This is a genomic window from Spirillospora sp. NPDC000708 (assembly GCF_040299565.1).
GTDB lineage: Bacteria > Actinomycetota > Actinomycetes > Streptosporangiales > Streptosporangiaceae > Spirillospora.
In genome coordinates this window covers 65,626-77,944 of sequence record NZ_JBEPCJ010000035.1, presented here as the reverse complement: position 1 = coordinate 77,944, position 12,319 = coordinate 65,626, and the positions used below count along the sequence as shown (strand labels likewise).

Genomic DNA, 12,319 nt, shown 5'->3' with positions numbered 1-12,319 from the left:
GAGATATTTCCGACGTCAGGCTATCGCGCGCGGCCCGCCCGTCATGCGCCAGGTGCCCGCCCCGGCATGGTTCACACCCGCGCCGGTCCACGAGACGCAGAAGGCCGCCCCGGACGAACCGGGACGGCCTCGCGGACCGAAGAGCGACGCGATCAGCCGTTGATCTTCTTCTGGAGGTTGGTGTCCAGGGCCTCCAGGAACTGCTCGCTGGTCAGCCAAGGCGTGTCGTTCCCGACGAGCAGGGCCAGGTCCTTGGTCATCTGGCCGCCCTCGACGGTCTCGATGCAGACCTGCTCCAGCTTGCGCGCGAAGTCGGTGACCTCGGGCTGGCCGTCGAGCTTGCCGCGGTGCTCGAGGCCGCGGGTCCAGGCGAAGATCGACGCGATCGGGTTGGTCGACGTCGGCTTGCCCTGCTGGTGCTGCCGGTAGTGCCGGGTCACCGTGCCGTGCGCGGCCTCGGCCTCGACGGTCTTGCCGTCGGGCGTCATGAGGACGGAGGTCATGAGGCCGAGCGAGCCGAAGCCCTGCGCGAGGGTGTCGGACTGCACGTCGCCGTCGTAGTTCTTGGCGGCCCAGACGAAGCCGCCCTCCCACTTGAGCGCGGCGGCGACCATGTCGTCGATGAGCCGGTGCTCGTAGGTGATGCCCTTGGCCTCGAACTCGGCCTTGAACTCGGTCTCGAAGATCTCCTGGAAGAGGTCCTTGAACCGGCCGTCGTAGGCCTTGAGGATCGTGTTCTTCGTGGACAGGTACAGCGGCATCTCGCGGCTCAGCGCGTACCGCATGCTCGTCCGGGCGAAGTCGCGGATCGAGTCGTCGAAGTTGTACATCCCCATGGCGACGCCGCCGCCCGGGAAGTCCGCGACCTCCATCTCCATGGGCTCGCTGCCGTCCTGCGGCGTGTAGGTGATCGTCACCTTGCCGGGGCCGGGGACCACGAAGTCGGTCGCCTTGTACTGGTCGCCGTGGGCGTGGCGGCCGATGATGATCGGCTTCGTCCAGCCGGGCACCAGGCGCGGGATGTTCGACACCACGATGGGCTCACGGAAGATCACGCCGCCGAGGATGTTGCGGATCGTTCCATTGGGGGAACGCCACATCTTCTTCAGGCCGAACTCTTCGACGCGCGCCTCGTCGGGGGTGATGGTGGCGCACTTGACGCCGACGCCGTGCTCGGCGATGGCGTTCGCGGCGTCGATGGTGACCTGGTCGTCCGTGGCGTCACGGTGCTCGATCCCCAGGTCGTAGTACCTCAGGTCGACGTCGAGGTAGGGCAGGATCAGCTGGTCCTTGATGAATTTCCAGATGATCCGCGTCATTTCGTCGCCGTCGAGTTCGACGACCGGGCCCGCTACTTTGATCTTGGGCATGCTGTTGCTGTCCCTTTCCTACACCTGGCCAGCAGTCCTTGTAAGGCTCAACTGGCAAGGCTAGCCGAGGCCCGGGTGCGGTCTAGACCTGGGCTCCTGGCGAAGGTGGCCGCACCCCTGGCGACCTGCGGATATATCGTTAGCCGGGCGAACCGTCCCGGCGCCGGAGGAGCAGCAGCCGCACTCCGCGGGCCGCCATGACCAGGGCGATCAGCACACCGAACGCGCCGGCCCCGATGAGGCCGGTCTTGTTCATCGGGGGGATGCTGAGCGCGACGAACGCGACCATCTCGCCGAGGATGACGAGCGTCCAGCAGTCGATCGGGCGGCTGCGGACGGCGAGCAGGCCGAGCTGGGACTCCGGCAGCAGGAGCCGCGCGAGCGCGCCGAACAGCAGCGCGGCGGCCATCAGGCCGGAGCCCTTGCGGAAGTAGTTGAGGGCGCAGAGGGCGAGGCCGCCGCCGACGCCGCTGAGCACGATGAGGTACGGCAGCCGCGCGAGCCACTGGGGGGCGGCGCTCTTGCCGCGCGGCGCCTTGCGCCGGCGCCGGTGCACCTGCGTGCTCATGGGTCAACGGTAATGCCGATCGGCGCGTGGCACGACATCGCGGGGCGGCGGGGCGGGTCGTGCTGAGCCGGGTGAGGGGTCCGGTGATCGTTCCTCCGGATCGGCGGCCGGACTTGTGCTCCGGCGACGGAATCGCCCCCGGTCCGGCTGGTGGCGAAGAGCCCCGAATGCCTTGCGCCATCGGTGCTACTCGCCAGTAGGAGGGTGTGACGGGGGTCCGCCCGGGTAACCCGGCAGACAGGGGTCGCTAACTAGCTGGGAGGACTGCCGTGGAGGGGCCGTTCATGCGGATCGAGGACAGCGGGCTGGTGGTGCCGCTGCGCCCCGACGTAACGACGGTCGGGAGAGGGAGAGGAGTCGACATCCGCCTCGACGACCCGAGTGTGTCCCGTTTGCACGCCGAGATCGTGCGGCGCGGCCCGTACGTCTACGTCGTCGACATGGGCCTGTCCCGCAACGGGACCCGTGTCAACGGCCGGCCGATCGCCCGCCGTGTGCTGGAGGACGGTGACGTCGTGAGCTTCGGCACGGCGCGCTGCCGGATGGGGGGCATCCCCCGTGAGGAGGTCGACCCGGACGTCGAGCTGCGGCGCGCCGTGGCCCCCGAGCTCACCCGCCGCGAGGTCGACGTGCTGACCGCGCTGTGCCGTCCCGCACTGTCCGACGAGGCGTTCGTGGCCCCCGCCACGGCGCGGGACATCGCGGGAGAGCTGGTCGTGACCGAGGCCGCGGTGAAGCAGCACCTGCTGCGGCTCTACCAGAAGTTCCGGATCCCGGAGGGGGCCAACCGGCGCACCCGGCTGGCCAACGAGGTCATCGCGATGGGGCTCGTCCGGCCGCTGCCGCCGGTGCACGTCCCCCAGCAGGGCCGCCCTCCGATCGACGGGCGCCCGCCGGGGATGCGGGGCCCGGCGGAGGCGCGCAGGCCGGGGGCGCCGGGACACGCGCCCGGCCATCCGGGTCCGGCGCGCACCGCGCACACCACGGCGGGCCGCCGGGCCAGCTGAGGTGCCGGACCGGCCTGGCCGAGCGTGCGGTCGCCCTTGATGGCAGCGCAATGAGGGCGACCGCCAGACCCGCCCGAGCGGGGCCGCGCAAGTGACGGCGCGGCTCCGTCCGGGAGTATCCGGGTGATGCGGAGGGGCCGCCACCGTGGGTGTCGGTGGCGGCCCTCACGCATGTCCGGGACCGGTCAGGCGGCCTGCTCGGCGGCCTCGACGACGTTCTGCAGGAGCATCGCGCGGGTCATGGGGCCGACGCCGCCGGGGTTCGGGGCGACCCAGCCGGCGACGTCGCGGACGTCGGCGGCGACGTCGCCGGTCAGCTTGCCGTCGACGCGGGAGACGCCGACGTCGAGGACGGCGGCGCCGGGCTTGACCATGCCGGCGGTGATCAGGCCGGGCACGCCGGCGGCGGCCACGACGATGTCGGCGGCGCGGGTGTGCGCGGCGAGGTCGCGGGTGGCGGTGTGGCAGAGGGTGACGGTGGCGTTCTCGCTGCGGCGGGTCAGCAGCAGGCCGAGGGACCGGCCGACGGTGATGCCGCGGCCGACGACGGTGACCTCTGCGCCCTTGAGCGGGACGTCGTAGTGGCGGAGCAGCTCGATGATGCCCTTCGGCGTGCAGGGCAGCGGGCCGGGCTGCATCAGGACGAGCCGCCCGAGGTTGGTCGGGTGCAGGCCGTCGGCGTCCTTCGCGGGGTCGATCAGCTCCAGCACCCGCTGCTCGTCCAGGCCCTTGGGAAGGGGGAGCTGGACGATGTAGCCGGTGCAGGCGGGGTCGGCGTTGAGCTCGGCGACGGCCCGCTCGACGTCGGCCTGGGACGCGGTCTCGGGCAGGTCGCGGCGGATGCTCTCGATGCCGACCTCGGCGCAGTCGCGGTGCTTCATGTTCACGTAGGAGCGGCTGCCCGGGTCGTCGCCGACCAGGACGGTGCCGAGGCCGACGGACACGCCGCGGTCGCGGAGCGCCTCGACGCGGCGCTTGAGGTCGGAGCGGATCTCGGCGGCCAGGGCCTTGCCGTCCAGAATCTGTGCGGTCATGCATGCCTCCGCGGTGTCTCGCCAGGGACCGAGCCCGGCTCGAGGTCCCGTCCACCCAGGCGCGCGGTGTCCGGACTGTCGTTCGCTCCCCGGTGGTGATCCACCTTGACCGCGCCAGTCGCGTCGAAACCCCATGGTAGCCGTCCCGGGGGCGGCGAGTGGCTCGCGGAAATCGCCGTGAAGTGGCCCTGCCGGACGCTCAGCGGCCCCTCATAGCGTGGACGCCATGAGCGACGAGTGGTTTGACCGCCCGGTCCTGACCGGGCGTTACGTGCGTCTTGAGCCTCTTTCCCTCGACCATGTGGACGGGCTGTTCGAGGCGTCGAAGGAGCCGTCGATCTGGACGTGGAAGAACGAGCGCCAGCCGGAGACCGTGGACGCCGTGCGCGCCTGGATAGAGAAGGCGCTGGCGGGGTGCGAGCGCGGGCTGCGGCTGCCGTTCGCGCAGGTCGACGTGGCGACCGGGGAGGTCGCGGGGAGCACGTCGTATTACGAGATCGCGCCGCACGACCGGGGGCTGTGCATCGGGCACACCTGGCTGGGGGCGCGCTGGCAGCGGACGGGGTTCAACACCGAGTCGAAGCTGCTGCTGCTCCAGCGGGCCTTCGACGACCTGGGGGCGATCCGGGTCGGCTGGCACACGCACGTCCGCAACGAGCGGTCGCGTGCGGCAATCGAGCGTCTCGGCGCGTCGTTCGAGGGGATCCACCGCAAGCACCGGGTCCGCGCGGACGGGTCGATCCGCGACACCGCCGTCTACGCGATGACCGACGATGACTGGCCGGAGGCGTCGAAGGCGCTGCGCGCCAAGCTGCGCTGAGCGCGCACGCCGATGGCGCGCCGGGGGCCGCGCTAGTCGTCGGCGCGTTCGCGGCGGGCGAGGATCCGGTCGGTGCCGTGCCAGCCGAGCTGCCCCGCGAGCATCGCCGCGAGCACCGCGGCGACGAGCCCGACGGCCTGCCGGGACTCCATCAGCAGCGCGTCGGCCTGGCCGACGTGGGCGACCAGAAAGGTCGTCAGCGAGTCCATGCGCGCCTCCCTAGGCGGGCGATCGCGCCGGGGGTCGGGAACGTTCAGGGGGCGCGGCCAGCCAGAGGCTACCTCCCGCGCAGAAGTGGAAAGGACGGCCGGTGCGGGGATCGTGCGTCCCGCACCGGCCGTCCTCAAGCCCCGGCCGCCGACGGCCTCAGTGGGATCAGTGGAAGAAGTGCCGCGTCCCGGTGAAGTACATCGTGATCCCGGCCTTCTTCGCGGTCTCGATCGCCAGCTCGTCGCGGATCGAGCCGCCCGGCTGGACGACGGCCTTGACACCGGCCTCGACCAGCACCTCCAGGCCGTCCGGGAACGGGAAGAACGCGTCCGACGCGGCGACCGAGCCGCGCGCCCGCTCCTCGCCCGCGCGGGCGACCGCGAGGCGGGCGGAGTCGACCCGGTTGACCTGCCCCATGCCGACGCCGACGGTGGCGCCGCCGGACGCCAGCAGGATCGCGTTGGACTTGACGGCGCGGACGGCCCGCCACGCGAACGCCAGGTCGCGGAGGGTGTCCTCGTCGACGGCGTCGCCGCACGCGAGCTCCCAACCGGACGGGTCGTCGCCGGGCGCGTCGACCCGGTCGACGGTCTGCACGAGCAGGCCGCCGTCGATCCGCCGCGACTCGGTGGCGCCGCCGGGGGCGTCCGGGCAGATCAGCAGCCGGGTGTTCTTGAACCGGTTCGTCAGCACGGTCACGGCCTCGTCCTCGAAGGACGGGGCGACGACGACCTCGGCGAAGCTCCCGGTGATCTGCTCCGCCATCGCGGCGGTGACCGGGCGGTTCGCGGCGATCACGCCGCCGTAGGCGGACGCGGGGTCGCATTCGAGGGCCAGCCGGTGCGCCTCGGCGATGTCGGCGCCGACCGCGATGCCGCACGGGTTGGCGTGCTTGATGATCGCGACGCAGGGGTCGGTGAAGTCGTAGGCGGCGCGGCGGGCGGCGTCGGTGTCCACGTAGTTGTTGTAGGACATCTCCTTGCCGTAGATCTGCTCGGCGCCCGCGAGGCCCGTCTCGCCCGGCACCCGGTAGAGGGCGGCGCGCTGGTGCGGGTTCTCGCCGTACCGCAGGGCGTTCGACCGCTCCCAGGTGGCGCCGATGAAGTCCGGCCACCGCGTCTCGGCGGCCTGCTCGTCGGGCGCGTACTCGCTCGCGAACCAGGACGCCACGGCGACGTCGTAGGACGCGGTGTGCTTGTAGGCGAGGGCGGCGAGGCGGCGCCGCTGCTCCAGCGTGAAGCCGCCCTCCTTCACCGCGTCGAGGACGTCCCCGTACGCGGACGGGTCGACGACGACGGCGACGGACGCGTGGTTCTTCGCGGCGGCGCGGACCATCGTCGGGCCGCCGATGTCGATCTGCTCGACGCACTCGTCGGGCCCGGCGCCGGACGCGACGGTCGCGGCGAACGGGTACAGGTTCACCACGGCCAGGTCGAACGGCTCGACGTGCAGGTCGTCGAGCTGCTGGAGGTGGTCGTCCTTGCGCCGGTCGGCGAGCAGCCCGGCGTGCACCTTCGGGTGCAGGGTCTTGACCCGGCCGTCCAGGCACTCGGGGAACCCGGTGAGCTTCTCCACCTTCATCACCGGCACCCCGGCGGCGGAGATCCGGCCCGCCGTGGACCCGGTGGAGACGATCTCCACCCCGGCCTCGTGCAGGCCCCGGGCGAGCTCCTCCAGCCCGGTCTTGTCGTACACGCTGATCAGTGCGCGCTTGATCGCCACCCGACTCACCGGCCGAGCTCCCCTCGTTCCGTCTGACCTGGACTGCCGGACGGTCCGCCGTCCGGCGCGGCGCCGCCGGTCGGGCCGTCGCCGCAGGTTCTGCATTTCATCGAGACCCGCCGGCCCCGCGTGGTCCAGCCGTCGCGGGCCAGCCGTCCGACGACGTCGACCAGGAGCCGGCGCTCCACCTGCTTGATGCGCTCGTGCAGGGAGTCCTCGTCGTCGTGCCAGCCCACGGGGACGGTCTCCTGGGCGATGACGGGTCCGGTGTCCACGCCTTCGTCGACGAAGTGAACCGTACAGCCCGTGACCTTCACCCCGTACGCCAGGGCGTCCCGTACGGCGTACGCGCCGGGGAACGAGGGCAGCAGCGCGGGGTGGGTGTTGACGATCCGTCCGCCGAACCGGGCGAGGACCTCCGGGCCGAGGATCTTCATGAACCCGGCGGACACCACCAGATCGGGTTCGTGCTCGGCGATGGCGGCGGCGAGCGCCGCGTCCCACTCGGCGCGGGACGGGAAGTCGGGGATGCGGAGGGTGAACGCGGGCAGCCCGGCGCGCTCGGCGCGCTCGGTCCCGCCGATCCCTTCGCGGTCGGCGCCCACGGCCACCACTTTCGCCCCGTAGGCTGGGTCTGCGCAGGCGTCGAGCAGCGCTTGTAGGTTGGTCCCCGCACCGGAGACGAGGACGACGAGCCGGGCGGACACCATGACTCCCTTGTGGACGGTGGGGTTGTCGGCAATCGGCATGAAGCCTATCGGCCCTGTTCGGCGCGGTTGAATCCACGGTTGGGAGGAGCGGACGTGAGCGAGCAGCCGGGAGGCCCGGCCCATCCCGTCGAGCAGGGGCGGGATCCGGCGGGACCGCCCCCGGGCCCCGGCCCGGGCTCTCCCCTGGGTCCCCCGCCCGGGCAGCGGCCGGTGGAGCGGACCGGCCGGCGGGCCCTGTGGCTCGGCGTCGTCGCCCTGGTGACCTCGGTGTTCTTCTACCCGCTGGGGCTGGTGCTGGGCGTCGCCTCGCTGGTGATCGGGATCCGGGCGCGGCGGCGGGCGCGGACGGCGCGCGCGACCGCGCCGGGCGCCGTGCCGGGCATCGTGCTCGGCGCGGTCGGGCTGGCGTTCTCGACGATGTCGGTGGCGCTGACGGTGTTCCTGTGGTCGGAGCTGAGCGGCTACCAGGAGTGCATCGGCGCGGCGAACACCGGCACCGACAAGACCGCCTGCAAGCACGAGTACTACCCGAAGATCGAGAAGAAGCTCGACCTGCCCGCGGGCAGCATGGACAAGTACGGCGACCTGCTCTGACCCGCCTCTGACCCGCCCGTTCGGGTCCGCCGGCGAGGCTCGGTCGCGGGAGCCGGTCGCGGCGCGGGGCTCGGTCGCGGCGCGAGGCTCAGTCGCGGCGCGGGGGCCGGTCGCGGCGCGGCTCCTCGCGCAGGACGTAGATCGCGCCGCCGCGGTTCTCGGTGCGCTCGGGGTCCTCGCGCGGCGGCGGGACGGGCTCCGGCTCGGGGTCCTCGACGATGTGGCCTTCGAGGACGACCTTGCCGTCCCGCTCGTCCGGCTCGGGCTCCCCCGGCACGGGCGCCGGCTCCGGTTCCGGATCGTGCAGGACGGGCTCGTCCGCGATCAGCTCGGGCAGCGGGTCCGCGGCGCGGCCGCGGCCGCGCGGCCGGCGCGGCGCCAGCACCGGTTCGGCCTCCTCGAACTCCAGCGGGTCCGGCGCGTAGGGCGAGGGGCGGGAGGCGGGCGGCTCCTCGGGCGCCGGCCGGGGCTCGTCGAGGACGGGCGCGGGCAGCGGCACCGCCGCCTCCGGCAGCGGGGCGGGGGACGGCTTCGCCGCGGGCCGCCGCGCCCTGCTCTTCTTCGGCTTCGGCTTGCGGGGACGGGCGGGCGCGCCGTCCTCCTCCGGCCGCCGCATGAGCCGCCAGTTCGCGACCCACGCCGCGAGCGCCGCGGAGATCCCGACCTCCAGCGCCGCCAGCAGCCCCACCTGCCAGGCCGACGGCCCGACCGTCGCCATCCGCCCGCCGCCGAGCGGGCCGCCCGACAGCGCCGCCAGCAGCGCGACGACGGCGCCGGTCAGGGTCCCGGACACGAAGCCCCACAGCGGCGCGCCCTCCGACGTCGCGCTCGGCATCGTCCGGATCGTCAGCACCCCGCCCACCGCGCCCGCGACGAACGGCGCCGCGAGCGCCAGCAGCGACACCGCGGGCGCGGGCCCCGGCTCGGGCAGCGCGGCGAGCGGCGGGAACGCGGGGACCGTGTCCAAGAACACACCGGTGGGCGACACGCTCGTCCCGGCGCCGACCGCGAACCCGGGGCCGACCGCGTACGCGATCCCCCAGATCACCGCGTTCGGCAGGAACGCCAGCTCCACCAGCAGCAGCAGGACGCCGCCGACGATGCCCGGCGCGAGCAGGTCGTACACCCGGTCGGACTCGGAGACGTGCAGCGCCAGGGACCCGCCGACCAGGACGGCGCCCGCCGCCGCCAGCACCGCGACCGACCCGGCGACCCCGATCACCAGCGACCGCGGGCGGTCCGGCAGCAGCCGCAGCAGCGCGCCCAGCCCGGACCGGACGCGCCGCCCGCGCGCCTCCGCCGCGACCTGCGCGGCGACCATGGCCCGCGCGGCGCCCAGCCCGCCCGCGATGACGGCGACGAGGAGGCAGCCGAGCAGCGCCTGCCACGCGGACGGGTGCACCTCCGGCGCCGACACCGCGAGCGCCATCAGCATCGCCAGCAGCGCGTACGGGACGGCCAGCGCCGCCGCCACCCGCACCACGGCGACCCGCGGCCGCGGCGGCAGCCCGAGCCCCCGGATCATCCACGCGCCGCCCCGGTACAGCAGGGCGCCGGGCAGCACCAGCACGCCCAGCGGCAGCAGCCCGACGCGGCCGTGCCCGTAGGAGAACCCCGCGTGGTGGGAGACGAGCCAGAAGTTCACGGCCGTGCGGAACACCCCGGACAGCCCGTGCCCGAGCGCGGTCTTCGGCGCGGCGACCCAGCCGAGCAGCGTCACGGTCGTCAGCACGGTGAGCCCGATCCCGACGCACCACAGCGACGCCACGAGGCCCGTCACGTACAGCGGGCGGCCGTTGCCCGGCGGCGGCGCGGGGCGCCCGCCGCGCGCCTTCCCGGGGCGCGGCGCGTCCTCGCGGCGCCGCCCCCTCGGGTCCCTCGCCGGTTCGGGGGTCGCGCGCTGTCCCGGCCTCACGTCGCTCACCCGCCCATGCTGGCACCCCGCCCCCGCGCACCCGCCCCCTCGACCCGGCGTGTCGCCTTTGTCGCCCGCCGCGCGTCCCCGGAAGGGCGGCGCGCCCCGGGCCGGCGGCGGCCCCTCGACCGGCCGGGGACGCCCGCGACGACGAAAGACGCCCGGGCCGCGACGGCGGCTCGGGCGTCTTTCGGTGCCTGGTCAGGCGATCGGAAGGGCTCAGAGGCTCTTCATGATCTCCCGCATGAGGACGGCGGTCTCGCTCGGGGTCTTCCCGACGCGGACGCCGACCTTCTCCAGGGCCTCCTTCTTCGCCTGCGCGGTGCCGGCGGAGCCGGACACGATCGCGCCGGCGTGGCCCATCGTCTTGCCCTCGGGGGCGGTGAACCCGGCGACGTAGCCGACGACCGGCTTCGTGACGTTCTTCTCGATGTAGGCGGCGGCGCGCTCCTCGGCGTCGCCCCCGATCTCACCGATCATCACGATGGCGTCGGTCTCCGGGTCCTCCTGGAACGCCTTGAGGGCGTCGATGTGGGTGGTCCCGATGATGGGGTCGCCGCCGATGCCGACGCAGGTGGAGAAGCCGATGTCGCGCAGCTCGTACATCATCTGGTAGGTCAGCGTGCCCGACTTCGACACCAGGCCGATGCGGCCCGGGGTGGTGATGTCGGCCGGGATGATGCCCGCGTTGGACTTGCCGGGCGAGGCGATGCCGGGGCAGTTCGGCCCGATGATGCGGGTCTTGTTGCCCTTGGACTCGGCGTACGCCCAGAAGTAGGCGGTGTCGTGCACCGGGATGCCCTCGGTGATGACGACGCAGAGCGGGATCTCGGCGTCGATCGCCTCGACGACGGCGTCCTTGGTGAACTTCGGCGGGACGAACACGACGGACACGTCCGCGCCGGTCTCCTGCATCGCCTCCTTGACGGTGCCGAAGACGGGCAGCTCGGTGCCGTCGAAGTCGACGGTCGTGCCGGCCTTGCGGGCGTTCACGCCGCCGACGACCTGCGCCCCGGCGGCCAGCATCCGGCGGCCGTGCTTGGAGCCCTCGGAGCCGGTGATGCCCTGCACGATGATCTTGCTGTTCTCGGTGAGCCAGATGGCCATTGTCATGCACCTGCCGCGGCGAGTTCGGCGGCGCGCTTGGCCGCTTCGTCCATGGTGTCGACCTGCTGGACGCCGGTCAGCCCGGCGTCGTTGAGGATCTTGCGTCCGAGCTCGGCGTTGTTGCCGTCGAGGCGGACCACGAGCGGCCGGTCGACGGCCTCGCCGCGGTCGGCCAGCAGCTTGTAGGCCGAGACGATGCCGTTGGCGACGGCGTCGCAGGCGGTGATGCCGCCGAAGACGTTGACGAACACCGACTTGACGGCGGCGTCGGAGAGCACGATCTCCAGGCCGTTCGCCATCACCTCGGCGGACGCGCCGCCGCCGATGTCGAGGAAGTTGGCGGGCTTCTGGCCGCCGAACTCCTCGCCGGCGTAGGCGACCACGTCCAGGGTGGACATGACCAGGCCCGCGCCGTTGCCGATGATGCCGACGGAGCCGTCGAGCTTGACGTAGTTGAGGTCCTTGGCCTTCGCCGCCGCCTCCAGCGGGTCGGCCGCGGCCTTGTCCTCGAGCTTGTCGTGGTCCTGGCGGAACCCGGCGTTGTCGTCGAGGGAGACCTTGCCGTCGAGGGCCTTCACCTGGCCGTCGGCGGTGAGGATCATCGGGTTGACCTCGACCAGCGTGGCGTCCTCGTCGGTGAACACCGCCCACAGCCGCTCGATGAGCTCGGCGGCGCCGTCGAGCGCCTCCTCGGGCAGCCGGCCCTGCTCGGCGATCTGCCGGGCCTGGGCCCGGTCGACGCCGGTCAGCGGGGACACCGGCACCATCGCGAGGCGGTCGTGCGGGACCTCCTCGATCTCGACGCCGCCCTCGACGGAGCAGATGGACAGGAAGGTGCGGTTGGCGCGGTCGAGCAGGAACGAGAAGTAGAACTCCTGCGCGATCGCCGAGCCCTCCTCGACCAGGACCCGGTGGACCGTGTGGCCCTTGATGTCCATGCCGAGGATCTGCCCGGCGAGGGCCTCGGCCTCGTCGGCGGTGTCGGCCAGCTTCACGCCGCCGGCCTTGCCGCGGCCGCCGGTCTTGACCTGGGCCTTGACGACGACCTTCTTGCTGCCCGCGGAGAACAGTTCCTCCGCGATGGCGCGCGCTTCCTGGGGAGTCGAGGCGACCTTGCCGGTGGGCACCGGTACCCCGTACTCGGCGAAGAGTTCCTTCGCCTGATGTTCGAACAGGTCCACGAGGGCGTCCTTAAAACGGATCGACAGCCAGATGACCACGCGAGTGGGGGTACACGGGTGTCCGTGCGGCCGGCACTCCGC

General features: G+C 72.9%; 12 protein-coding genes and 1 riboswitch. Of the genes, 3 read left to right on the top strand and 9 right to left on the bottom strand.

Annotated features, from left to right (window positions below; translation table 11 throughout):
• Positions 1-152 precede the first annotated feature (152 nt).
• Complete coding sequence (locus tag ABT299_RS24585; protein ID WP_387021630.1) at positions 153-1,370, bottom strand: NADP-dependent isocitrate dehydrogenase; 1,218 nt, start codon at positions 1,368-1,370, stop codon at positions 153-155.
• 139 nt (positions 1,371-1,509) lie between these two features.
• On the bottom strand, positions 1,510-1,938 hold the full coding sequence (locus tag ABT299_RS24580) for a DUF3017 domain-containing protein (protein WP_190868509.1): 429 nt from the start codon (positions 1,936-1,938) through the stop codon (positions 1,510-1,512).
• A 269-nt stretch (positions 1,939-2,207) separates the two neighbouring features.
• Here ABT299_RS24580 and ABT299_RS24575 point away from each other — a divergent pair, with 269 nt between their 5' ends.
• Positions 2,208-2,945, top strand: coding sequence for an FHA domain-containing protein (locus ABT299_RS24575; protein WP_190868510.1), 738 nt, complete (start codon positions 2,208-2,210; stop codon positions 2,943-2,945).
• 185 nt (positions 2,946-3,130) lie between these two features.
• Here the strand turns inward: ABT299_RS24575 and ABT299_RS24570 are convergent, their stop codons facing one another.
• Positions 3,131-3,979: a bifunctional methylenetetrahydrofolate dehydrogenase/methenyltetrahydrofolate cyclohydrolase gene (locus tag ABT299_RS24570; protein ID WP_433141809.1), complete on the bottom strand. Its 849-nt coding sequence runs from the start codon at positions 3,977-3,979 to the stop codon at positions 3,131-3,133.
• Between the two features lie 46 nt (positions 3,980-4,025).
• A riboswitch (ZMP/ZTP riboswitch) is annotated at positions 4,026-4,111 on the bottom strand.
• A gap of 94 nt (positions 4,112-4,205) precedes the next feature.
• On the opposite strand from ABT299_RS24570, the gene ABT299_RS24565 reads away from it, so the two are divergent.
• The gene (locus tag ABT299_RS24565; protein ID WP_500252112.1) at positions 4,206-4,799 is read left to right on the top strand and encodes a GNAT family N-acetyltransferase; all 594 of its coding nucleotides are present in this window, start codon (positions 4,206-4,208) and stop codon (positions 4,797-4,799) included.
• A gap of 32 nt (positions 4,800-4,831) precedes the next feature.
• Here the strand turns inward: ABT299_RS24565 and ABT299_RS24560 are convergent, their stop codons facing one another.
• The 3 genes from ABT299_RS24560 to purN form a co-directional block, all read right to left on the bottom strand.
• On the bottom strand, positions 4,832-5,008 hold the full coding sequence (locus tag ABT299_RS24560) for a hypothetical protein (protein ID WP_190868513.1): 177 nt from the start codon (positions 5,006-5,008) through the stop codon (positions 4,832-4,834).
• A gap of 166 nt (positions 5,009-5,174) precedes the next feature.
• Complete coding sequence (gene purH, locus ABT299_RS24555; protein ID WP_500252111.1) at positions 5,175-6,740, bottom strand: bifunctional phosphoribosylaminoimidazolecarboxamide formyltransferase/IMP cyclohydrolase; 1,566 nt, start codon at positions 6,738-6,740, stop codon at positions 5,175-5,177.
• Positions 6,737-7,441 carry a phosphoribosylglycinamide formyltransferase gene (gene purN, locus ABT299_RS24550; protein WP_500252121.1) on the bottom strand — a complete coding sequence of 235 codons (705 nt, stop codon included), beginning with the start codon at positions 7,439-7,441 and terminating at the stop codon, positions 6,737-6,739. Before purN ends, purH begins: the two co-directional genes overlap by 4 nt.
• Positions 7,442-7,534: 93 nt before the next feature.
• Here purN and ABT299_RS24545 point away from each other — a divergent pair, with 93 nt between their 5' ends.
• Positions 7,535-8,035, top strand: coding sequence for a hypothetical protein (locus tag ABT299_RS24545; protein ID WP_190868515.1), 501 nt, complete (start codon positions 7,535-7,537; stop codon positions 8,033-8,035).
• A gap of 88 nt (positions 8,036-8,123) precedes the next feature.
• Here the strand turns inward: ABT299_RS24545 and ABT299_RS24540 are convergent, their stop codons facing one another.
• The 3 genes from ABT299_RS24540 to sucC all read right to left on the bottom strand — a co-directional run bounded on the left by ABT299_RS24540 (position 8,124) and on the right by sucC (position 12,238).
• Positions 8,124-9,959 carry a cell division protein PerM gene (locus ABT299_RS24540; RefSeq protein WP_500252110.1) on the bottom strand — a complete coding sequence of 612 codons (1,836 nt, stop codon included), beginning with the start codon at positions 9,957-9,959 and terminating at the stop codon, positions 8,124-8,126.
• Between the two features lie 210 nt (positions 9,960-10,169).
• Complete coding sequence (gene sucD, locus ABT299_RS24535) at positions 10,170-11,057, bottom strand: succinate--CoA ligase subunit alpha (RefSeq protein ID WP_190868516.1); 888 nt, start codon at positions 11,055-11,057, stop codon at positions 10,170-10,172.
• Between the two features lie 2 nt (positions 11,058-11,059).
• Entirely contained in the window at positions 11,060-12,238 is a 1,179-nt protein-coding gene (gene sucC / locus ABT299_RS24530) for an ADP-forming succinate--CoA ligase subunit beta (RefSeq protein ID WP_190868519.1), read from the bottom strand.
• Positions 12,239-12,319: the final 81 nt, after the last annotated feature.